Origin of the sequence: Phaeacidiphilus oryzae TH49, assembly GCF_000744815.1 — a bacterium.
Lineage (GTDB): Bacteria > Actinomycetota > Actinomycetes > Streptomycetales > Streptomycetaceae > Phaeacidiphilus > Phaeacidiphilus oryzae.
On the sequence record NZ_JQMQ01000005.1, the window covers coordinates 2,225,949 to 2,248,419 of the forward strand.

Consider the following 22,471-nt stretch of genomic DNA (forward strand, 5'->3'; position numbering starts at 1 on the left):
GTCACATCTCTTCTGTCAGCGCGGCGGCCGCACGCGCTGCCGCCCGCCCGTCCCCGTACGGCTCGCCGCGCGAGCCCTCCGGGGCCGGGCGCAGGGCGATCTCCGACCACTCGGCCGCGCTGAGCCGGTGCGGATCGGCGACCAGCCGGTTCCAGCCGCCGGCCATGGTCTCCGGCCACTCGGTCTCGGTGCGGAGCGTCGTGCAGACCCGGCCCAGCAGATAGGCCTCCTTCTGCAGCCCGCCCGAGTCGGTGACGACCCCGGCCGAGCCGAGCACCGCGCCCACCATCGCCGCGTACGGCAGCGGGCGGCCGACGCGGATGGCGCCCTGCTGGAGCTTCAGCCCCTGCCGCTCGGCCCGGTCCACCAGCCGCGGGTGCGCCATCAGCGCCACCGGGTACGGCAGTGCCGCCAGCGCGCCGATCAGCGCGGCCAGCCGCTCGGGGTCGTCGGTGTTCTCCGCCCGGTGGAGGGTGGCCAGCAGGTAGGTCTCGCGCGGGTTGACGTCCTCCGGCAGGCCCCGCACCTGCGCCCCGGCGACCTGGTCGCGGACCCGCAGGCAGACGTCCACCATCACGTCGCCGACCAGCCGGGTCCGCTCGGCGAGGCCCTCGGCGGCGAGGTGCCGGACGGCCTCCTCGGTGGGGGCCAGCAGCAGGTCGGCGCAGTGGTCGGTGAGCACCCGGTTGTGCTCCTCGGGCATCCGCCGGTTGAAGGACCGCAGCCCGGCCTCCAGATGGGCCACCGGCAGGCCCAGCTTCACCGCCGCGAGGGCGCCGGCCAGCGTGGAGTTGGTGTCGCCGTAGACCAGCACCCGGTCCGGCCGGGTGTGTTCGAGCACCGGGTCGAGGCCGGCCAGCACCGCTCCGGTCTGCGCCCCGTGGCTGCCGGATCCGGCGCCGAGGTGGACGTCGGGCTCGGGGATGCCGAGGCCGTCGAAGAAGACGTCGGACAGGTCGGCGTCGTAGTGCTGCCCGGTGTGCACGATCAGGTGCTCGTGCCCGGCCGCGGTCAGCGCCTCCGCCATCGGTGCCAGCTTGACCAGCTGCGGCCGGGCCCCGACCACGCTCATCACCTTCACGGAGCGACCGCCTCCTCGTGCTTGTGCTCGGGCGTCTGTTCCCCGCGCTGCTCCGGGGTCGCCGGGGTGACCGGCGGCTCCGGCTCCAGGTCGACCGTCCCGCCGAGCCGCGCCGAGCGCAGCACCGCCTCCGCCACCTCGACGGTGCGCAGCCCCTGACGGAGCGTCACCAGCTCGCTGGGCAGCCCGGCGACCGCGTCCCGGAAGGCCAGGTGCTCGGCGAGCAGCGGCTCCCGCTTGTTGATCGCGTACCGCACCATGTCGCCCTCGCTGACCCCGCGGAACGCCCGCAGCGCCTCCCACTCGGTGGTGAGCGCGCCGTTGGCGTAGTAGGTGAGGTCGGCGGTGAGGGTGTCGGCGACGAAGCAGCCGCGCTCGCCGGTCACCACGGTGACCCGCTCCTTGAGCGGGGACAGCCAGTTGACCAGGTGGTTGGCGATCGCCCCGCCGTCCAGCCGGCCGACCACCGCGACCATGTCCTCGTGCTCGCGTCCGCTGCGGTGCGCGGTGTGCGCGGCCACCGAGTGGTACGCCTGGCCGGTGACCCAGGCGGTGAGGTCGATGTCGTGGGTGCCGAGGTCCTTGACCACGCCGACGTCGGCGATCCGGTGCGGGAACGGGCCCTGACGGCGCGTCACCACCTGGAAGACCTCGCCCAGGTCGCCGTTCTCCAGCCGCGCCCGCAGCGCGACCAGCGCCGGGTTGTAGCGCTCGATGTGGCCGACGGCCGCGACCAGCTGCTGCGCCTCGAAGGCGTCCACCAGCCGGCGGGCGGCCTCCACCGAGTGCGCCAGCGGCTTCTCGATCAGGGCGTGCACCCCGTTCACCGCCAGCTTCAACCCGATCTCCTCGTGGTACGCGGTCGGGCAGGCCACCACCGCGTAGTCCACGCCGAGGGCCAGCAGCTCCTCGACGGTGGAGAGCACCGGCACCCCGGTGGCCGCCCCGTGGGGGTCGCCCAGGGGGTCCACCACGCCGACCAGCTCGACCCCGTCCAGGCCGCGCAGCACCCGGCAGTGGTTGCGGCCCATCGCCCCCAGCCCGACGAGGCCCGCCCGCAGCCTGACCCCGGTCTCGGAGATCCGCTCGTCTCCCTTGCTCACAGCACTCCTCCCAGCGCGTTCACCGCACTGATCACCCGGTCGAGTTCGCTCCGTGTCAGGGACGGATGGACCGGCAGGGACAGCACCTCGGCCGCCGCCCGCTCGGTCTCCGGCAGGTCCGCGCCGTTCCGACCGGTCACAGCCGCGCGGAACGGCGCGAGCCGGTGGATCGGCGTCGGGTAGTAGACGGCGCTGCCGACCCCGCGGCCGGCCAGCGCCTGCTGCACGGCGTCCCGGTCCGGCCGGCCGTTGCCGGGGACCCGGACCGTGTACTGGTGGTAGACGTGCTGGGCCCCATCCGCCACCGGCGGGGTGACCAGCCGCCGGATGCCGGCGTCCAGCGCCTTGGCGTTGGCCCGCCGCTGGTCCGTCCAGCCGGGCAGCCGGCCGAGCTGCACCCGGCCGATGGCCGCGGAGACGTCGGTCATCCGCAGGTTGGCGCCGACCACCTCGTTGGCGTACCGGCGCTCCATCCCCTGGTTGCGCAGCAGCCGCAGCTTCCGGGCGAGTTCGGGGTCGGCGACGGTGACCATGCCGCCCTCCAGGGCGTGCATGTTCTTGGTCGGGTAGAAGGAGAAGCAGCCGGCCGCCCCGAAGGCGCCGACCGGGCGGCCGTGGAGGGTGGCGGCGTGCGCCTGGGCGGCGTCCTCCACCAGGGCCAGCCCGTGCTTCTCGGCGATCGGCGTGATCCGGTCCATCGCCGCCGGATGCCCGTAGAGGTGCACCGGCATGATCGCCGCGGTGAGCGGGGTGATCGCGGCCGCGACCGCCTCCGGGTCGAGGCAGAACGAGCCGCGCTCGATGTCCGCGAACACCGGCGTGGCCCCGACCAGCCGGACCGCGTTGGCGGTGGCGGCGAAGGAGAAGGAGGGGACGATCACCTCGTCCCCCGGCCCGATGCCGAGACCCATCAGCGCCAGCCACAGCGCCGAGGTGCCGGAGTTGACGGCGACGCAGTACCGGCCGTCCACCAGCTGCCCGAACTCCTCCTCGAACGCGGCCACCTCGGGCCCCTGGACGACCTGGCCGCTGCGCAGCACCCGCACCGCGGCCTCGATCTCCTCCTCGCCGATGACCGGCTTCGCGGCCGGTACCTGGTCCACCGGACGGCTCATCCCGCCACCTCCGTCGTCGACTCCAGCTCCATCAGCAGCTCCCGCTCCGGGCCGCCGTCCACATCCAGGCCGTCCGACCCCTCGGGGCCGAGGGCGGCGAGGCCGTCGGCGGCCTCGCGGTACCGCTCCCCGGTGGTCGGGCAGACCCACTCGCCCGGCCGCTCGGGGTCCTCCGTCAACCGGGCGCCGGCCCGCCCGACCCAGCCGATCCGGCGCGCCGGGACCCCGGCCACCAGCGCGTGGTCCGGGACGTCCCGGGTCACGACGGCGCCGGCGCCGACCATCGCCCAGCGGCCGATCCGCAGCGGCGCCACGCAGACCGCGCGGGCGCCGATCGCGGCGCCCTCACCGATCACGACGCCGACCAGGTCCCAGTCCGCAGAGCCCTTGAGCCGCCCCTCCGGGTCGACCGAGCGTGGATACTGATCATTCGTCAGTACCGCCGCCGGGCCGACGAAGACCCCGTCGCCCAGCTCCGCCGGCTCGTACACCAGCGCGTAGTTCTGCAGCTTGACCCGGTCGCCGATGCGCACGTCGGTGCCGACATAGGCGCCCCGGCCGACCACGCACTCCTCGCCCAACCGGGCGCCCTCCCGGATCTGCGCGAGATGCCACACCGTGGTGCCCTCGCCCAGCTCCGCGCGCGGATCCACGTCCGCGCTCACCATCACCCTGCCGCCCACTGCCGCCTCGTCCCGTCCTCTCCGAATTCGTCCTCACCGCGCTCGCCGCCGGCCGCCCTAGGGCCGCCGGCACTGTCGGCCTCGCCACCGCGCCGGCGTCCGCCGCCGGCACTGGCGGGCGCGGGCGCGGCCGCCGACACCGCCTCCGCGACCTCCGCCGCGGCACCGGCCACGGCATCCGCCATCGCCGCCACCGACTGCGCCAGCGGCGGCCTGCGGTCCAGCAACTCGGCCACCGCGAAGGCCAGTTCGTCGTACGGCGTGGGCGCCCCGCGCTGTGCCGCGGACCAGCGCAGTGCGGCCGCCCGGGCGGCCCTGTGGGCCTCCCGGCGCTGCCCGCTCCAGCCGGCCAGCACCGCGCCGGCCGCCTCGCCGTCCGCCGCCACAGCTCCGGCGCCCGCGTCCTCGACCAGCCGCGCCGCCCGCGGCAGCGGCGAGGTCAGCACCGGCAGCCCGCAGGCCAGATACTCGTAGACCTTGGACGGGATGGCCTCGCTGAACGCCCGAGTGCCCTCCAGCAGGGCTATCCCGGCCCAGGCGCCCCTGGCCAGCGCCCAGGCCTTCTGCGGGGGCATCCGGCCGTGGAACCGCACCCGGCCCGCCGCCGGGCTGGTGGCCCGCCAGCGCTCCACGGTCCGCTCGGCGGCCGGCGCCAGCGGGCCGACGATGTCCAGCTCCCAGTCGGGCGCCGCCTCCAGTGCCCACAGCATCGCGCTCAGCCCGCGGCTCTCCCGGACGTCGCCGACATAGAGCGCCCGCGGCACCGGGTCGAGCGCCGAGGGGCTGGGCAGCAGGCCGAAGTCCGGCAGGTTGCGGACCACCATCCGGCGCACGGCCGCCAGCGGCGGCACGTGCTCGTCGGCGACCGCGGTGACGTCCGCGCCCCGGCTGAGGAGGGTCGCGCTGCGGGCCCAGCCGCGGGCCACCGCCCCGGCCGCGCCGCGGGCCCAGGCCCGGTCGGCGAGCAGCGCCAGGTAGTCCTCGTGGACGTCCACCACCAGCCGCCGCCCCGGCCACAGCGCCCGGCGCAGCCGCGCGGAGGGGACCAGTTCGGGGTCGAGGGTGACCATCACCCGGCCGCGCGCCCGGATCGGCAGCACCAGCGCGCTGAGCCCCCGGCGGACCCGGCCGCGCCCCGGCAGCGGGCGGAAGTCCGCTCCCACCGGGGCGTCCCCGGCCGCGCCGCGGGCGATCACCTCCACGCTGAGCCCGGCCCTGCGCAGTGCGGCGCAGTGCCGGTGCAGTCGCGCATCGGCCACATGGTGGCCGCTGCTCACCACCGAGACGTCCACGGCCCGCCGGCCGGAGGCAGCTTGGCGCCCGTCCACGGCTACACGTCCTCCATGACGACGGCGTCCTCGACGACGCCCTGGAACTCCAGGTACTCCTTGAGCACCTCGTCGGGGGTGCCCCGGGTGAGGAGCTCGCCCTTGTGCAGCCAGACGCAGTCGTTGCACAGGTCGCGGATGGTGCCGGCGGCGTGGCTGACGATGAAGATCGTCCGCGCCTGGTCGCACAGCTCCTGCATCTTGTCCTGCGACTTGCGCTTGAACTTGGCGTCGCCGGCCGACAGGGCCTCGTCGATCAGCAGCACGTCCGGCTCCATGTGGGTGGAGACCGCGAACGCGAGCCGGCCGTACATCCCGGAGGAGTAGGTCTTCATCGGCAGGTCGATGAAGTCCCCGAGGTCCGCCCAGGCGGCGATCTCCTCGTACTTCTCGGCGATCTGCTTGCGGGTCAGCCCGGCGGCGAGGCCGCCCAGCACCACGTTCTCCCGCCCGCTGAGGTTGCCGTTGAAGCCGACGCCGAGCGCCAGCAGCGTGGAGATCCGGCCGTTCACCTCGATCTGGCCGGTGGACGGCGGAAGGATCCCGGCGACCGCCCGCATCAGGGTGGACTTGCCGGCGCCGTTGGCCCCGACGATGCCGAGGACGGTGCCGGGCTGCACGTCGAAGCTGACCCCGCGCAGCGCCTTGACCTCGTGCACCAGCTTCTCCCGGCGGCCGAGCCGGGTGACCTTGTGCCGGAAGGTGTTGGCCCGCGGATCGATCGCGGTCCGGTAGGTGATGTGGACGTTCTCGACGCGGACGGCGAAGTCGGTCTCGGCGGACGGCTTCGGGCCGGTCGACGGTTCCTCCCCCGCCGCCGGGCCCTGGACGACCGTGGGACCTGCGGACGGTGCGGCTTCCTGCGTCGCGAGTTCGAGCTCAGAGGCGGACAGAGAACTCACGCTCCTTCCACATGAACGCGAATGTGCCGACCACGAAGGCGCCGAGCGCCCAGCAGCCACCGGCGAGCAGCCAGTGGAGGTTGGCGGGCTTGTTCCGGACCAGGGCGTCCCCCCAGACGCCGAGCATCGGGGAGATCGGGTTGGCGCCGATGATCAGCGCCTCCGTCCGCCCCTTGTGCAGCCCCTGCTCCAGCGAGTACATCACCGGGGAGAGGAAAAGCCAGATCCGCATCAGGTAGGGCAGGAAATTCGAGAAGTCCCGGAAATAGACCTGCACCGTCGCGAAGAGGAATCCGAGCCCGGCCCCGAAAAGGGCCACGCAGAGGAAGGCCGGCAGCGCCCACACCGCGTTCACCGACCACGGCACATGCTGCAGCCAGTGCACCACCACGAAGACCAGCAGTGAGGGCAGGAAGCGCATGAACGCGATGACGAACTGGGTGATCGGCAGCAGTAGCCGGGGGAAGTGGCTGTTCATGATCAGCCTGCTGCTGCCGATCACCGAACCGGCCCCCTGGGTCAGGCAGCCGGAGAAGAAGTTGAACAGGAACAGGCCGGACAGCAGCGTCACAAAGTAGTACTGCTGATGCTTGGCCGCGTTGCCCAGGACGTCCCCGAGCATGAAGTAGACGAAGCCGAGCAGCAGTGGGCTGATCACCAGCCAGAGCTGCCCGAAGAAGGTTGCGTAGTTCTGGGCCCGGAGGGTGGACCTGGCCATCTCCAGGACGAACTGCCGCCGCTGCCACAACTGCCGCAGGTACGTGGGCAGGTGGGGAAGTCCCGAGCGCTGGGAGCGAAAGATCTGGTGCTCGAGGCGACGGCCGGTCTGGCCCGGCGCGGTAGCGGCGGCCGGAGCGGTCGGATTCATGGGGCGAGCTGCTCTTCCGAATAGTCCGAACAGAAGAATTCCTCGAACGGGGAGGGGGTTTTCGCCGTGCTCTCATGAGCGCTCCCCGGCCGCGACCACGCTACCGAGGGAGCCATGAACCCCGACTCCTCGGTAAGTGAACATTCGGCATCGGGCAATGAATCAGGAAAGAAATCGCTAAGAGCCGCCCCACGCACCACCGCGTACCACCGCCTCTCGCCGGGATCGGCGTACGGGACCCGCCCCGGGTACCGTCTTACCTACGCACCGTAACCAGGCCCCGGGCAGCCCGCACTCCTGAGCCCGGCGCACGGGTGCCCGGCGTAGCCCGTTCGGTGGGCCGGGCCGAGTTCGGCGCGGCTGCTCAGGCGGGCGCACAGCACGACTGCCCAGCAGACCCCGGCGCGTCCGCTCAGCCGGCCGAGCCGACGGGACACAGCGTCAACCCGCCCGCGGGCAGCCCCTGCTCACCGTCCGTCAGCTCCGGCCGCCGGCCCAGCAGCCGGGCGTAGAGGGCGTCCAGCGCCTCCGCCTGCCGGGACCACCGGTACTCCTCGGCGGCCGCCGCGCCGGGCCGCCCCGGCAGGTACTGCGCCCGGTACCGCTCGATCCCGTCCAGCACCCGGCCGGCCGCCTCGGCGAACCCGGCCGGATCGCCGGCCGGGTAGACCTCGCCGACGCCCAGCTCCTCCGTGGTCCGGGCCATCGTCCTGACGTCGCTGCAGACGATCGGCAGCCCCGCGTGGAGGTACTCCAGGTACTTGGTGATCAGCGAGAGCTCGTGGTTGGGCCGGTGAAGGATCGGGATCAGCCCGGCGTCCGCGGAGGCGATGTACTCCACCACCCGATCGGGCGAGACGTACGGCGCCGTATGGACCCGCCCGGCCACCCCGAGCCGTTCCGCCAGCGTCAGCAGCGCGGGCACGTCCGGGTCGTCCTCCCGCGCCACCAGGGCGAGGTGGGCCCGCTCCAGCCGGGCCAGGCCCTCGACCACCGAGGCGACCCCGCGCCGGGGCGCCATCCCCCCGCTGTAGACCAGAAGCGGGGTCTCCGGCCCCAGGCCGACGGCCTCGCGCAGCGAGACCGCCGCCCCGGCGGCGCCCTCTCCGGCCGTGCTCTCCTGCTGCGGCGCCGCCTCCGCGCCGCCGTGCCGCATCGGCGCGTTGGCGATCACCAGCGGCTCCGCCGCCAGCCCGTGGTCCGCGCGCAGCCGCTCGGCGATCCCCCGGGAGACCGTCACCACGGCGTCCGCCCGGCCGATGTACTCCCGCTCGACGCCCACCAGCATCCGCCGCCGCAGCAGCCCGCGAAGCTCGCTCCGCCGGTACCACCGGCCCGGCACGTCGATCCCGGCCAGGTACTCATGGGCGTCGTACACCCAGGGCACGCCGAGCCGCCCGGCGGCCCGCGCCCCGATCCCCACCATGTGGAAGTCGTGGGCGTGGATCAGATCCGGCCTCAGCTCCGCGAGCACCGGCGCGAAGGCCAGCTCCAAGTCCCGGAACCAGGGATTGAACGACCGCCAGCCGCCGTTCCGGTCCGCCAGCCCGCGGACCGCGCCCGCCGCAAGCGCCGCCGGACCGCCGACCCGCCCGCTGCCCAACCGCCCGACCAACGCGTCGCCGGCCGGCCAGCGCTCCAGCCGCCCGCGCGCCGCGGCCGCCGCCCGCACCGCGGGACCGCCGCTGTCCGCCGCGTCCCAGCGCGCGGTACGCGCCCGGGCCGCGCGGTAGGCCGCCCGCCTCCGCACCGCCTCCGACCGCCTGGGGCGCACCTTCTGATAGCCCGACAGCTCGTCCTCGAGCGGCACCAGCAGCACCCTCGCGCGCCCCAGCGCGTACTCCTCGCGCCGGTCGCCGGCGGCCCGTCCGACCAGCACCACGTCCCAGCCGGCCTCCGCCATCGACCAGGCGGCCTTCTGCACCCGGGAGTCCCCCGCGACCCCGTTCGCCACCAGCATCGCCACCCGCGGCGCGCTCATCGGCCCAGCCCCTCGTACACCGCGACCAGCCGTTCGGCGTCCCGCTCCCAGCTCAGCTCCGCCGCCGCGTCCCGCACCCCCGCGCACAGCTCCGGATAGCGCTCCACCGCGCGCTCCACCGCGGCCCGGTAGGAGCGGGGGTCGGCCGGCCGGTACAACTCCCCGATGCCGTGCCCGCGCACCACCCGACGGATCTCCGGCAGGTCCGCCGCGACCACCGGCACCCCCGCCCGCACGGCGTGGAAGAGCTTGTTGGGCAGCGCCATCCGATGGTTCTCGCAGGTGTCCGTGAGGGTCACCACCGAGATCCCGTAGGCCCGCAGCACCTCGTCCACCCGGTCCCCGTCCAGCGGCGGGCGCAGCTCGGCCCGCGCCCCCGTCCGGTCCAGCCCCAGCCGGGTCACGTACGCCCGGTCCGCCGGCCCCATCAGCACAGTGGTCAGCGAACCGCCGGCGCCGGCCAGCACGGTCTCCAGATCCCGGCCGCCCCCGATCCGCCCGGCGTACACCACCCCCCTCGGCGTGTCGACCTCCGCGGCCCCGCTCCGCGGCACCGAGGGAAAGGTGTTGCGCACCACCGACACCGGGCTCGACGTCCAGCGCCCCAACCGCTCGGCGATCCCCTGACTGACCGTCAGCACCGCGTCGGCGCGCCGGACCAGCTGCGCCTCCACCCGCCGCTCGCGCAGCCGCTCGCGCGGGGTCGGCCGCCCGTGCCGCTGCCGCCCTGACCACCACTCGTGGGAGTCGTACACCAGCCGCGCCCCCCACCGCTCGGCCAGCCTGGCCGCCAGCGGCAGTGTGTTGAAGTCATGTGCGTGGACCACCTGGTACGCGGCGCCCTCCGACGAGAGCGCCGCCTCGGTCTCCCGCGACCACTCCGCCCACACCCTGCGCCGGTGCTCCGGCAGCAGCGCCCACCGGGCGGCCCGCCATACCAGGCCGTCGCGGGCGCGACCGGCCTCGCCCGCGCCCTCTCCTCCGGCCGCCGCGCTCCCGCCGGGCGACGCGCCCCCGCTGGGCATCGCGCTCCGGCCGGGCGTCGCGCCCCCGCCGCGTAGCCCGGTCCCCCCGCTCACCCCGGCGACCTCGAACGCGCCCCCCGACGGACTCCACTCCTCGGGCACGTCCTTGCCCCACACCCGCACCCGGTGGCCGGCGGCGCTCAGCGCAGCGGCCTCCCGTACCACCCGCGCATCGTGCGCCACATCAGTAGTCACCAGCATCAGCACGTTCAACGGGCGGCCGTCCTTCCTTCGTTCTCACCACCCTCCCCCAAGGCCGCCGGGCATGCTCCTCCCATCACCTGAACGAGAACCGACGTTTCCCCGACCCGCAGGTGGCCACCGCCCACCGTCAAGCGGACGAGACCCCGACCGGCGCGGCGGCCCTCGCCGTGACGGTCCCGCGCGCCCGCAGCCAGAGGCTCCCGCGCTGCACCAGCAGCATCGCGAAGCCGGTGAACATCACCGCGTCCGCCAGCGCGTTCACCGCGATGTGATGGGTCACCAGGAACTCGCCCAGATCCCGCTGGAACCCGACCGAGTGCGAGGACGCCCAGGTGAACCAGAGCCGTGCCCCCGCCACCAGCAGCCAGACCACCGCGTACGGCGCCCCGGCCACCGTCACCGGCCGGCCGTCCGCGTCACCGCTCGCCTCCACCCGCATGGTCACCGCGGCCAGCACGCCGAGCAGCACCCCGGCCACCACCCCGGCGACCTCCAGCCACAGCCCGTCCCCGCCGAAGGCGAACCCCGGCATCACGAACGGCACCACCAGGGCGGTGAACAGCACCGGCCGCAGCAGCCGGAACAGCGTCAGCCTGCGCCGCCCCAGGTCCACGAAGAGCACCGCCACCGGAATCACCAGACACGCCACGAGCAGCGAGATCGACACCCGCCACCCCTCCTCCCCGTTCCGCGGACACCACGAAGGGCCACGCCCCCCGTGGGAGGGGCGTCGGACCCGATCGTCTCTGCACACACCGTGCCCGCAGCACGGTCACGGATAAAGACCGATTCGCTCGACCACTGTTGAGCGGGGCTCAATAATCCGTACCATCTCGCTGTGCCCAGCCTGCCGAGCACCTCCGAGTTGGAGGCCTTTCTGGTCTCCGCGGAAACACTGCACTTCGGCCGCGCCGCCGAACGGCTGCGCATCTCCCCGTCCCGGGTCAGCCAGCTGATCCGCCGCATGGAGTCCAGGGTCGGCGCCCCGCTCTTCCAACGCACCACCCGCAGCGTCGAGTTGACCCCCATCGGCGCCCGCCTCCGCACCGACCTGACCGCCGTCCACAGCGCCCTGCTCAACGCCCTCGACCAGGCCAGGTCCACCGCCCGCGGCCTCGCCGGCCCCCTGCGGCTCGGCTACCTCACCCACTGCGGCGACCCCGAACTCGCCCGTCTGCTGGCCCGGTTCCGCACCGACTGCCCGGCGGCCCGGCTCACCACCACCGACGTCACCGGCACCGGATACTTCGACGTCCTGCGCTCGGAGCAGATAGACGTCCTGGTCGGCCGGTTCACCCAGGAGATCCCCGACGACCTGACGCCCGGCCCGGTGGTCGCCGAGGAGGACTGGATCCTGGCCCTCGCCGCCGACCATCCGCTGGCCGCGGCCCCCGGCCTGGACGTCGAGGTACTCGCCGACCTCGGCATCTTCGGCGTCCCCCGCCCGACCGGAGCCGACGGGGACGGCAGCGGTGTCGGCAGCCGGGACGGCAGCGGCGACGGTAGCGGGGAGCTGTTCAACCCGCTCTACCCGGAGACCACGCCGTCCGGTCGCCCCATCCCCCGCCGCGGCGTGGCCCGGACCTTCGCCGAGGTCCTCACCCAGGTCGCCCGCCAGGAGAACGCCTTCCCGACCGCCGTCTCCTTCCCCCGCTACTACACCCACCCAGACGTGGTCTTCGTCCCCCTAAACGGCTGGCCGCCCGCCGTCCGCCGGCTGGTCTGGCGCTCCGACCCGGCGGCCAACTCGGCGGTGGTGGAGGCCTTCACGGCCCTGGCCCGGCAGCTCTCCGCGCCGAGCCGAGCCAAGGAGCCCGGGCCCGCCCCCTACCGCGCCCGCACCCTCGACGAGGGCCTGCCGGCCGGCTGACCCGCCACCCGCTAGAGCGGCTTGCGGCCCCATGCGGTCACCATCGGGGAGGTCGCCAGGTCCAGCCGCCCGGACTCCACCGCCTCCAGATGCCGGTCGATCTCCTCCTCGGTCGCCAACCCGTTCTCCACCAGCCGGCCCCGGATGTGACGGACCGTCGCCGCCTCCAACCGATCGCAGGCCGGCGAGGTGATCGGGAAGTAGGAGTCGGCGTGGACGTCCGCCAGCCCCGCCTCCCGCAGCAGCCGCGGCAGCGTCCTGCCGTACTCGAGGTCCGCGCCGCGGCCCGCCATCAGTTCGCGGAAGCCGCGCCGCAGCCGGTTGGCCAGCTCCTGTTCGGGCCCGTACTCGTCGATGCAGATCAGCGGTTGAAGGCCGGGGTCGGCGTCCTCCAGCATCAGCCATCCGCCGGGCCGCAGGGCGTCGATCATGGTCCGCAGAGCCTGCTCCCGCTGCTCCACGTGCACCAGCACCAGGCGGGCGTGCACCAGGTCGAAGTTCCGGCCGGGCGGCGGCTCGACGCCCACGTCATGCCGCCGCACCTCGACGTTCTCGCTCACCGCGGACTCGGTCCAGGAAACGTCGATGTCAGTCGCTACGACCACCCCGCCGATCCCGACGTGGCGTCCCAGCCAGGCCGGGACGCTCGGCCCGCCGGCCCCTACCTCCCAGCAACGCCAGCCCTCGCCGATACCCACCCGCCGGAAGTGCCGGAAGGTCGACTCGTCGAACAGCTCGGACAGGGCCTCGAACCGCTCGCCGGCTTCTCGCTGCCGATTGTCCAGCAGGTATCCGCCGGCCTCCGCCTCGTCGTCGCTCATACCCCGATGATCGCACAGACGACAAAAAGGGGCTGCCCCCGACATAAAGTCGGGGGCAGCCCCTTTTCAATATTTGTTCGGCGGCGTCCTACTCTCCCACACCCTCCCGAGTGCAGTACCATCGGCGCTGGCCAGCTTAGCTTCCGGGTTCGGAATGTAACCGGGCGTACCCTGACCGCCATGACCACCGAAACACTATGAAGAAATCTGCCTGTGGCAGGCTGTTTCTTCAGAACAACACAGTGGACGCGGAGCAACTATGGACAAGCCCTCGGCCTATTAGTACCGGTCACCTCCACCCCTCACAGGGCTTCCAGACCCGGCCTATCAACCCAGTCGTCTACTGGGAGCCTTACCCCAACAAGTGGGTGGGAGTCCTCATCTCGAAGCAGGCTTCCCGCTTAGATGCCTTCAGCGGTTATCCCTCCCGAACGTAGCCAACCAGCCATGCCCTTGGCAGAACAACTGGCACACCAGAGGTTCGTCCGTCCCGGTCCTCTCGTACTAGGGACAGCCCTTCTCAAGACTCCAACGCGCACAGCGGATAGGGACCGAACTGTCTCACGACGTTCTAAACCCAGCTCGCGTACCGCTTTAATGGGCGAACAGCCCAACCCTTGGGACCTACTCCAGCCCCAGGATGCGACGAGCCGACATCGAGGTGCCAAACCATCCCGTCGATATGGACTCTTGGGGAAGATCAGCCTGTTATCCCCGGGGTACCTTTTATCCGTTGAGCGACGGCGCTTCCACAAGCCACCGCCGGATCACTAGTCCCTACTTTCGTACCTGCTCGACCCGTCAGTCTCACAGTCAAGCTCCCTTGTGCACTTACACTCACCACCTGATTGCCAACCAGGCTGAGGGAACCTTTGGGCGCCTCCGTTACCCTTTAGGAGGCAACCGCCCCAGTTAAACTACCCACCAGACACTGTCCCTGATCCGGATCACGGACCCAGGTTAGACATCCAGCACGACCAGACTGGTATTTCAAGATTGACTCCACCACCACTGGCGTGGCGACTTCACCGTCTCCCAGCTATCCTACACAAGCCGAACCGAACACCAATATCAAGCTATAGTAAAGGTCCCGGGGTCTTTCCGTCCTGCTGCGCGAAACGAGCATCTTTACTCGTAGTGCAATTTCACCGGGCCTGTGGTCGAGACAGTCAGGAAGTCGTTACGCCATTCGTGCAGGTCGGAACTTACCCGACAAGGAATTTCGCTACCTTAGGATGGTTATAGTTACCACCGCCGTTTACTGGCGCTTAAGTTCTCAGCCTCGCCCAGACGAATCCAGGCTAACCGGTCCCCTTAACGTTCCAGCACCGGGCAGGCGTCAGTCCGTATACCTCGCCTTACGGCTTCGCACGGACCTGTGTTTTTAGTAAACAGTCGCTTCCCGCTGGTCTCTGCGGCCACCACCAGCTCAGGGAGCACGTCCCCTCACCAGCAATGGCCCCCCTTCTCCCGAAGTTACGGGGGCATTTTGCCGAGTTCCTTAACCACAGTTCACCCGAACGCCTCGGTATTCTCTACCAGACCACCTGAGTCGGTTTAGGGTACGGGCCGCAACAGCACTCGCTAGAGGCTTTTCTCGACAGCATAGGATCATCCACTTCACCACAACGGCTCGGCATCAGGTCTCAGGCATCGTGTTGCGCGGATTTGCCTACGCAACGCCCTACACCCTTACCCCGGGACAACCACCGCCCGGGCTGGACTACCTTCCTGCGTCACCCCATCGCTCACCTACTACAAGCTTGGTCCGCCGGCTCCACCACTCCCCCTCACTCCGAAGAGATCAGGGGCGGCTTCACGGGCTTAGCATCACCTGGTTCAGCGCTGGCGCACTGCCACGGGTACCGGAATATCAACCGGTTGTCCATCGACTACGCCTGTCGGCCTCGCCTTAGGTCCCGACTTACCCTGGGCAGATCAGCTTGACCCAGGAACCCTTGGTCAATCGGCGCAGGAGTTTCCCACTCCTGAATCGCTACTCATGCCTGCATTCTCACTCGTGAACCGTCCACCCCTCGCTTCCGCGGAGGCTTCACCCGGCACACGACGCTCCCCTACCCATCCCAGCGGGCGTTGGCCCTCATGCTGGAACGACACGACTTCGGCGGTGCGCTTGAGCCCCGCTACATTGTCGGCGCGGAATCACTTGACCAGTGAGCTATTACGCACTCTTTCAAGGGTGGCTGCTTCTAAGCCAACCTCCTGGTTGTCTCTGCGACTCCACATCCTTTCCCACTTAGCACACGCTTAGGGGCCTTAGTCGATGCTCTGGGCTGTTTCCCTCTCGACCATGGAGCTTATCCCCCACAGTCTCACTGCCGCGCTTCACTTACCGGCATTCGGAGTTTGGCTAAGGTCAGTAACCCGGTCAGGCCCATCGCCTATCCAGTGCTCTACCTCCGGCAAGAAACACACGACGCTGCACCTAAATGCATTTCGGGGAGAACCAGCTATCACGGAGTTTGATTGGCCTTTCACCCCTAACCACAGGTCATCCCCCAGGTTTTCAACCCTGGTGGGTTCGGGCCTCCACACGGTCTTACCCGCGCTTCACCCTGCCCATGGCTAGATCACTCCGCTTCGGGTCTTGAGCGTGCTACTGAAACGCCCTCTTCGGACTCGCTTTCGCTACGGCTACCCCACCCGGGTTAACCTCGCAACACACCGCAAACTCGCAGGCTCATTCTTCAAAAGGCACGCAGTCACGAGGATGTGCAAGCACACCCCGACGCTCCCACGGCTTGTAGGCACACGGTTTCAGGTACTATTTCACTCCGCTCCCGCGGTACTTTTCACCATTCCCTCACGGTACTATCCGCTATCGGTCACCAGGGAATATTTAGGCTTAGCGGGTGGTCCCGCCAGATTCACACCAGATTCCTCGAGCCCGGTGCTACTTGGGAAACAAGCAAGCAAGTCGCTGACATTTCAGCTACGGGGGTCTTACCCTCTACGCCGGGCCTTTCACATGCCCTTCGCCTACACCAACGATTTCTGACTCACCCAGCCTCCGGCAGAAGACTGAAGCTCGCTCCCACAACCCCGCCTGCGCAACCCCTGCCGGGTCTCACACACAAACGGTTTAGCCTCATCCGGTTTCGCTCGCCACTACTCCCGGAATCACGGTTGTTTTCTCTTCCTGCGGGTACTGAGATGTTTCACTTCCCCGCGTTCCCTCCACACTGCCTATGCGTTCAGCAGCGGGTGACGACCCATGACGATCGCCGGGTTTCCCCATTCGGACACCCCCGGATCAAAGCTCGGTTGACAGCTCCCCGGGGCCTATCGCGGCCTCCCACGTCCTTCATCGGTTCCTGGTGCCAAGGCATCCACCGTGCGCCCTTAAATACTTGGCCACAGATGCTCGCGTCCACTGTGCAGTTCTCAAGCAACAACCAACCACCCACCTCACCAAGCATGGGGTCGGCACTGAGAACGAGCGGCCAACGGCCGTGCCCTCAGGACCCAACAGCGCGCCCGGCACGTCGAGTCGGCGATCACCCGCGTTCCACGCCCCGAAGGGCAGTACTAGCGGTGTCACCACACTCAACGCGCCGAATAGTCAACGTTCCACCCATGAGCTGACCACCGCCGGACATTCGCCGGCGTCGTGGCTCTGGACCGCCGTAGCGGCCAAGATGCTCCTTAGAAAGGAGGTGATCCAGCCGCACCTTCCGGTACGGCTACCTTGTTACGACTTCGTCCCAATCGCTGGTCCCACCTTCGACGGCTCCCCCCACAAGGGTTGGGCCACCGGCTTCGGGTGTTACCGACTTTCGTGACGTGACGGGCGGTGTGTACAAGGCCCGGGAACGTATTCACCGCAGCATGCTGATCTGCGATTACTAGCGACTCCGACTTCATGGGGTCGAGTTGCAGACCCCAATCCGAACTGAGGCCGGTTTTTTGAGATTCGCTCCACCTTGCGGTATCGCAGCTCATTGTGCCGGCCATTGTAGCACGTGTGCAGCCCAAGACATAAGGGGCATGATGATTTGACGTCGTCCCCACCTTCCTCCGAGTTGACCCCGGCAGTCTCCCGTGAGTCCCCGGCATAACCCGCTGGCAACACAGGACAAGGGTTGCGCTCGTTGCGGGACTTAACCCAACATCTCACGACACGAGCTGACGACAACCATGCACCACCTGTACACCGACCACAAGGGGGCGCCCATCTCTGGACGTTTCCGGTGTATGTCAAGCCTTGGTAAGGTTCTTCGCGTTGCGTCGAATTAAGCCACATGCTCCGCCGCTTGTGCGGGCCCCCGTCAATTCCTTTGAGTTTTAGCCTTGCGGCCGTACTCCCCAGGCGGGGAACTTAATGCGTTAGCTGCGGCACCGACGACGTGGAATGTCGCCAACACCTAGTTCCCAACGTTTACGGCGTGGACTACCAGGGTATCTAATCCTGTTCGCTCCCCACGCTTTCGCTCCTCAGCGTCAGTAATGGCCCAGAGATCCGCCTTCGCCACCGGTGTTCCTCCTGATATCTGCGCATTTCACCGCTACACCAGGAATTCCGATCTCCCCTACCACACTCCAGCCTGCCCGTATCGAATGCAGACCCGGGGTTAAGCCCCGGGCTTTCACATCCGACGCGACAGGCCGCCTACGAGCTCTTTACGCCCAATAATTCCGGACAACGCTCGCACCCTACGTATTACCGCGGCTGCTGGCACGTAGTTAGCCGGTGCTTCTTCTGCAGGTACCGTCACTTGCGCTTCTTCCCTGCTGAAAGAGGTTTACAACCCGAAGGCCGTCATCCCCCACGCGGCGTCGCTGCATCAGGCTTGCGCCCATTGTGCAATATTCCCCACTGCTGCCTCCCGTAGGAGTCTGGGCCGTGTCTCAGTCCCAGTGTGGCCGGTCGCCCTCTCAGGCCGGCTACCCGTCGTCGCCTTGGTAGGCCATCACCCCACCAACAAGCTGATAGGCCGCGGGCTCATCCTGGATCGCCGGAGCTTTCCACCCCCCACCATGCGGAGGAGGGTCATATCCGGTATTAGCACCGGTTTCCCGGTGTTATCCCAGAATCCAGGGCAGATTGCCCACGTGTTACTCACCCGTTCGCCACTGATCCACCCCGAAGGGCTTCACCGTTCGACTTGCATGTGTTAAGCACGCCGCCAGCGTTCGTCCTGAGCCAGGATCAAACTCTCCGTGAATGCTTTAAAAAGAGCATCACGCAGAGGATGTGAATCCTCGCTGTGATTCTTCAAAGGAACCTCGCCCTGCCGAGACCGGCAGAGACGGGGTGTTTTATAGTCTGGCGTTGACTTTTGGCACGCTGTTGAGTTCTCAAGGAACGGACGCTTCCTTCGAACCGACTTCCGTCGGCCTCTCCGGGCGCTTCGTTCGTTTTCCACCTTACCAGACCGTTTCCGGCGGTTCGGTTTCCGTCTTTCCTTCGGCCTTTCGGCCTCCGTTCCGACGAGAGAAACTTTAGCGGATCACTTCCCCGCAGCCAAATTGGACCGCAGTGCGTTAATCCGAAGATTTCTCAGAGTTTTGTCGACCACCCGGGCTCGGCACGCCCCTCAGGGGCGCGCCCCTCGGGGGCAACTCGAAGAACGTTACACGTCGGGCCGCGGTCGGTCAAACCGCGGCCCGACGAACGTGTCGGAGCAGCTCAGACGGTGCTCGCTCAGACGGTGCTCGCTCAGACCTCGACGACCACCGGAAGGATCATCGGGCGGCGGCGGTAGGTGTCGGACACCCACTTGCCGACCGCGCGCCGGACCAGCTGCTGGAGCTGGCGCGGTTCGGCGACGCCGTCCTGGGCCGCGCGCCCGAGCGCCTCCTCCACCTTGGCCAGCGCCGGGCCGAAGGCCCCGTCCTCGATGCCGGAGCCGCGGGCCTGGATGTGCGGGCCGCCCACCACCTTGCCGGTGCTCGCGTCCACGACCACGAAGACCGAGATGAAGCCCTCGTCGCCGAGGATCCGGCGGTCCTTCAGCGAGGACTCGGTGACGTCGCCGACCGAGGAGCCGTCCACGTAGACGTAGCCGGCCTGCACCTTGCCCGCGATCTTGGCGACGCCGTCGACCAGGTCGACGACCACGCCGTCCTCCGCGATGACGCAGCGACCCGCCGGCACCCCCGTCGCCTGGCCGAGGTCGACGGCCGCGCGAAGATGGCGCCACTCGCCGTGGATCGGCATCAGGTTCCGGGGCTTGCAGATGTTGAAGAAGTACAGCAGCTCGCCCGCCGAGGCGTGGCCCGAGACGTGCACCTTGGCGTTGCCCTTGTGGACGACGTTGGCGCCCCACCTGGTCAGCCCGTTGATCACCCGGTAGACCGCGGTCTCGTTGCCCGGGATCAGCGAGGAGGCGAGCACCACCGTGTCGCCCTGGACGATCCGGATCTGGTGGTCGCGGTTGGCCATCCGGGAGAGCGCCGCCATCGGCTCGCCCTGCGAGCCGGTGCAGATCAGGACGACCTCCTCGTCCGGCAGGTCGTCGAGCGCCTTGACGTCGACCACGAGGCCGCCGGGGACGCGGAGGTAGCCGAGGTCCCGGGCGATGCCCATGTTCCGGACCATGGAACGGCCGACGAAGGCCACCTTCCGGCCGAACTCGTGCGCCGCGTCCAGCACCTGCTGGATCCGGTGGACGTGGCTGGCGAAGGAGGCCACGATGATCCGGCGGTCGGCGCGGTCGAAGACCTGCCGCAGGACGCCGGCGATGTCCTTCTCGTAGCCGACGAAGCCGGGCACCTCGGCGTTGGTGGAGTCGGAGAGGAGGAGGTCGATGCCCTCCTCGCCCAGCCGGGCGAAGGCCGGCAGATCGGTGAGGCGGCCGTCCAGCGGCAGCTGGTCCATCTTGAAGTCGCCGGTGCCGACGACCAGGCCGGCCGGGGTGCGGATGGCGACCGCCAGCGCGTCCGGGATGGAGTGGTTGACGGCGACGAACTCGCAGTCAAAGGGGCCGATCCGCTCGCGGTCGCCCTCCTTCACCTCCAGCGTGTACGGCCGGATGCGATGCTCCTGGAGCTTCGCCTCGATCAGCGCCAAGGTGAACTTGGAGCCGATCAGCGGGATGTCCGGCTTCAGCCGGAGCAGGTACGGCACGCCGCCGATGTGGTCCTCGTGGCCGTGGGTCAGGACGATGCCGTCGACGTCGTCCAGGCGGTCCCGGATGGTCGTGAAGTCCGGCAGGATCAGGTCGATGCCGGGCTGCTCGTCCTCGGGGAAGAGGACGCCGCAGTCGACGATGAGAAGACGCCCGCCGTACTCGAAGACGGTCATGTTGCGGCCGATCTCACCGAGGCCGCCGAGGGGGGTGACGCGAAGGGCGCCCTCGGCGAGCGGCGGAGGCGGGCCGAGTTCGGGGTGCGGATGGCTCAAAAGGTGCTCCTTACCATGACCGCGCGCGCCACGTGCCCTCGGAGAACCCGTCTCCCCGCCGGACACCTGGCGCGCGCGTCATCATTTCCTTGCTTCTGCTGTTGTCGGGTTCACTCTTCACGCCTTCCGGGCGTGGAAGTCCATGGTGTGCGCGGCTGTCAGAGGTGTACCCCTCCAGCGCGCAGGTCCTGCCGCAATTGCTCGATTTCCGCCTCGGTGGCCTCCACCAGGGGGAGCCGGAGGGGGCCGGCGGGCAGTCCGAGGAGGTTGAGCGCCGCCTTGCTCAGGATGACGCCCTGGTTCCGGAAGATCCCCTGGTACACGGGGAGCAAACGCAGGTGGATCTCGGTCGCCTTGGCGTGGTCGCCGCTGAGGTGGGCCTCCAGCAGGGCCCGCAGCTCCGGGGTCACCACATGGCCGACGACGCTCACGAAGCCGACCGCGCCGATCGAGAGCAGCGGCAGGTTGAGCACGTCCTCGCCGGAGTACCAGGCGAGGCCGGTCCGGGCGATCACCTCGGAGGCGGCGGCCAGGTCGCCCTTGGCGTCCTTGTTGGCCACGATCCGCGGGTGCTCGGCGAGCCGGAGGAAGGTCTCGGTCCGGATGGGCACCCCGCTGCGGCCGGGGATGTCGTAGAGCATCACCGGGAGCTCGGTGGCGTCCGCGATCGCGGTGAAGTGGCGGTAGAGCCCTTCCTGCGGCGGCTTGTTGTAGTACGGCGTGACGGCGAGCAGCCCGTGCGCGCCGGCGGCGACGGCCTGGTGGGCGAGCTCGATGCTGCGCCGAGTGTCGTTGGTGCCGACCCCCGCGACGACGAAGGCGCGATCCCCGACGGCTTCGACCACGGCCCGCAGCAGGGAGTCTTTCTCGACCGTGCTGGTGGTCGGCGACTCACCGGTGGTGCCGCTGATCACGAGGCCGTCGTTGCCCGCGTCGACGAGGTGGGCCGCCAGGCGCTGGGCTCCGTCGAGGTCGAGGGAGCCGTCCGCGGCGAACGGGGTCACCATCGCGGTGAGCACCCGTCCGAAGGGGGTCTGGGGGGTAGAGGTCGGAACCATGGAGCCAACGCTACTCGTTGCCGCCGGTCATCAGCACCGCAGTGTCGTCAAGAGCGAGCCCGGTGCTGTCTGCTCGGGGGTTCAGGCAGCACCGGGGCTCGTGGAACAGACACTAGGCAATGCCCATGAGCCGCGCAATCCGAACATGGGGGGCAAACCGGGCGCCCGCCGGAGATCCTCCGTCCGGCGGGCGCGTCGACCGCATGTCAGGGGGCCACCCGGCCGTGCTCGTTGAAGGCCTCGTGGGTGAGCGGCATGAGCTCGGCCCACTGCTGCTCCATCCGCTCGGCCACCATCTCGATCTCCCGCTGTGGGAAAGACGGCACCTTCGCCCGCTCGTCCTTGGTCCGCAGGGAGAGGAAGTGCATCAGCGAACGGGCGTTGCAGGTGGCGTACATCGAGGAGAAGAGGCCGACCGGGAGCACCGCGCGGGCCACCTCGCGGGCGACGCCGGCGGCCAGCATCTCCCGGTAGCGGGCGTAGGCCTCGCGGTAGGCCGACTCCATCGACTCGACCGTCACCTTGTGCTGCTCGGGGGTGCCGGTGACGAACTCGTACTTGCCGGGGCGGCCCTGCTGGACGAGCTTGCGCTCGGGCGCGGGAACGTAGAAGACCGGCTGGAGCTCGCGGTAGCGGCCGCTCTCCTCGTTGTACGAGAAGCCCACGCGGTGGCGGTGGAACTCGCGGAAGACGAAGATCGGCGCGCTGACGAAGAAGGTCATCGAGTTGTGCTCGAAGGGCGTGCCGTGGCGGTCCCGCATCAGGTAGTTGATCAGGCCCTTGGAGCGGGCCGGGTCCTTCTCCAGCTCCGCGAGGGACTGCTCGCCGGCGGTGGAGACGCGCGCGGCGAAGAGGACGTCCGCGTCGCGGGCGGCGTGCCGGACGAGCTCCACGGTGACGTCGTCACGGAAGCTGATGTCGGCTGCGGGGGCGGGGGCGGATGGGGTCTCTGCGGTCACCGGGGTCCTCTCAGATGGTGCGCTGTGCGGCGTGGCCGCGGCCAAGCGTAATGACGTGCAGTGACAATCCGGCAATTCGCCCATCGCTTCCCCGGCTCGGCCGCCCT

At 69.7% G+C, this 22,471-nt stretch carries 15 protein-coding genes and 3 rRNA genes; 1 reads left to right on the plus strand and 17 read right to left on the minus strand.

What is annotated here, in order from left to right:
• Window position 1 precedes the first annotated feature (1 nt).
• The 10 genes from wecB to BS73_RS13935 all read right to left on the minus strand — a co-directional run bounded on the left by wecB (window position 2) and on the right by BS73_RS13935 (window position 10,957).
• On the minus strand, window positions 2–1,081 hold the full coding sequence (gene wecB, locus BS73_RS13890; RefSeq protein WP_037572249.1) for a non-hydrolyzing UDP-N-acetylglucosamine 2-epimerase: 1,080 nt from the start codon (window positions 1,079–1,081) through the stop codon (window positions 2–4).
• A complete protein-coding gene (locus BS73_RS13895; RefSeq protein ID WP_265736857.1) occupies window positions 1,078–2,184 on the minus strand; it encodes a Gfo/Idh/MocA family protein in 1,107 nt (368 codons plus the stop codon). The genes wecB and BS73_RS13895 overlap by 4 nt, the downstream gene beginning before the upstream one ends.
• Complete coding sequence (locus BS73_RS13900; RefSeq protein WP_037572252.1) at window positions 2,181–3,299, minus strand: DegT/DnrJ/EryC1/StrS family aminotransferase; 1,119 nt, start codon at window positions 3,297–3,299, stop codon at window positions 2,181–2,183. The genes BS73_RS13895 and BS73_RS13900 overlap by 4 nt, the downstream gene beginning before the upstream one ends.
• On the minus strand, window positions 3,296–3,982 hold the full coding sequence (locus BS73_RS13905; RefSeq protein ID WP_152617609.1) for an acyltransferase: 687 nt from the start codon (window positions 3,980–3,982) through the stop codon (window positions 3,296–3,298). The genes BS73_RS13900 and BS73_RS13905 overlap by 4 nt, the downstream gene beginning before the upstream one ends.
• Window positions 3,967–5,310, minus strand: a complete 1,344-nt coding sequence (locus BS73_RS13910) for a glycosyltransferase (RefSeq protein WP_063836987.1) — start codon at window positions 5,308–5,310, stop codon at window positions 3,967–3,969. The genes BS73_RS13905 and BS73_RS13910 overlap by 16 nt, the downstream gene beginning before the upstream one ends.
• Window positions 5,311–5,312: 2 nt before the next feature.
• Window positions 5,313–6,212 (minus strand): ABC transporter ATP-binding protein, encoded by a 900-nt coding sequence (locus tag BS73_RS13915; RefSeq protein WP_200886698.1) that lies wholly within the window; start codon window positions 6,210–6,212, stop codon window positions 5,313–5,315.
• Complete coding sequence (locus tag BS73_RS13920) at window positions 6,190–7,080, minus strand: ABC transporter permease (protein WP_051939919.1); 891 nt, start codon at window positions 7,078–7,080, stop codon at window positions 6,190–6,192. Before BS73_RS13920 ends, BS73_RS13915 begins: the two co-directional genes overlap by 23 nt.
• Before the next feature lie 412 nt (window positions 7,081–7,492).
• The gene (locus BS73_RS13925; RefSeq protein ID WP_051939920.1) at window positions 7,493–9,061 is read right to left on the minus strand and encodes a glycosyltransferase; all 1,569 of its coding nucleotides are present in this window, start codon (window positions 9,059–9,061) and stop codon (window positions 7,493–7,495) included.
• Entirely contained in the window at window positions 9,058–10,293 is a 1,236-nt protein-coding gene (locus BS73_RS13930) for a glycosyltransferase (protein WP_235215664.1), read from the minus strand. The genes BS73_RS13925 and BS73_RS13930 overlap by 4 nt, the downstream gene beginning before the upstream one ends.
• A 124-nt stretch (window positions 10,294–10,417) precedes the next feature.
• The gene (locus BS73_RS13935) at window positions 10,418–10,957 is read right to left on the minus strand and encodes a hypothetical protein (protein WP_037572257.1); all 540 of its coding nucleotides are present in this window, start codon (window positions 10,955–10,957) and stop codon (window positions 10,418–10,420) included.
• 171 nt (window positions 10,958–11,128) lie between these two features.
• On the opposite strand from BS73_RS13935, the gene BS73_RS13940 reads away from it, so the two are divergent.
• The gene (locus tag BS73_RS13940) at window positions 11,129–12,160 is read left to right on the plus strand and encodes a LysR family transcriptional regulator (RefSeq protein ID WP_051939921.1); all 1,032 of its coding nucleotides are present in this window, start codon (window positions 11,129–11,131) and stop codon (window positions 12,158–12,160) included.
• A gap of 11 nt (window positions 12,161–12,171) precedes the next feature.
• Here the strand turns inward: BS73_RS13940 and BS73_RS13945 are convergent, their stop codons facing one another.
• From BS73_RS13945 to thyX, 7 genes are all read right to left on the minus strand, one after another.
• Window positions 12,172–12,981 (minus strand): methyltransferase domain-containing protein, encoded by an 810-nt coding sequence (locus BS73_RS13945; RefSeq protein WP_037572260.1) that lies wholly within the window; start codon window positions 12,979–12,981, stop codon window positions 12,172–12,174.
• Window positions 12,982–13,056: 75 nt separating this feature from the next.
• A 5S ribosomal RNA gene (gene rrf, locus BS73_RS13950) occupies window positions 13,057–13,173 on the minus strand.
• 67 nt (window positions 13,174–13,240) lie between these two features.
• Window positions 13,241–16,358, minus strand: a 23S ribosomal RNA gene (locus tag BS73_RS13955).
• 293 nt (window positions 16,359–16,651) lie between these two features.
• Window positions 16,652–18,167, minus strand: a 16S ribosomal RNA gene (locus BS73_RS13960).
• Together the 16S, 23S and 5S rRNA genes form the textbook arrangement of a ribosomal RNA operon.
• Window positions 18,168–18,661: 494 nt before the next feature.
• Window positions 18,662–20,347 carry a ribonuclease J gene (locus tag BS73_RS13965; protein ID WP_037572262.1) on the minus strand — a complete coding sequence of 562 codons (1,686 nt, stop codon included), beginning with the start codon at window positions 20,345–20,347 and terminating at the stop codon, window positions 18,662–18,664.
• 158 nt (window positions 20,348–20,505) lie between these two features.
• Window positions 20,506–21,405: a 4-hydroxy-tetrahydrodipicolinate synthase gene (gene dapA, locus BS73_RS13970; RefSeq protein ID WP_037572265.1), complete on the minus strand. Its 900-nt coding sequence runs from the start codon at window positions 21,403–21,405 to the stop codon at window positions 20,506–20,508.
• Between the two features lie 206 nt (window positions 21,406–21,611).
• Window positions 21,612–22,364 carry an FAD-dependent thymidylate synthase gene (thyX, locus tag BS73_RS13975; protein ID WP_051939922.1) on the minus strand — a complete coding sequence of 251 codons (753 nt, stop codon included), beginning with the start codon at window positions 22,362–22,364 and terminating at the stop codon, window positions 21,612–21,614.
• Window positions 22,365–22,471: the final 107 nt, after the last annotated feature.

What these genes read in the sequence shown, in the direction of transcription:
- BS73_RS13945 (WP_037572260.1), bottom strand. Translation starts at nt 12,981, where the DNA reads ATGAGCGACGACGAGGCGGAGGCCGGCGGATACCTGCTGGACAATCGG.
- dapA (WP_037572265.1), bottom strand. Translation starts at nt 21,405, where the DNA reads ATGGTTCCGACCTCTACCCCCCAGACCCCCTTCGGACGGGTGCTCACC.
- BS73_RS13920 (WP_051939919.1), bottom strand. Translation starts at nt 7,080, where the DNA reads ATGAATCCGACCGCTCCGGCCGCCGCTACCGCGCCGGGCCAGACCGGC.
- BS73_RS13900 (WP_037572252.1), bottom strand. Translation starts at nt 3,299, where the DNA reads ATGAGCCGTCCGGTGGACCAGGTACCGGCCGCGAAGCCGGTCATCGGC.
- BS73_RS13925 (WP_051939920.1), bottom strand. Translation starts at nt 9,061, where the DNA reads ATGAGCGCGCCGCGGGTGGCGATGCTGGTGGCGAACGGGGTCGCGGGG.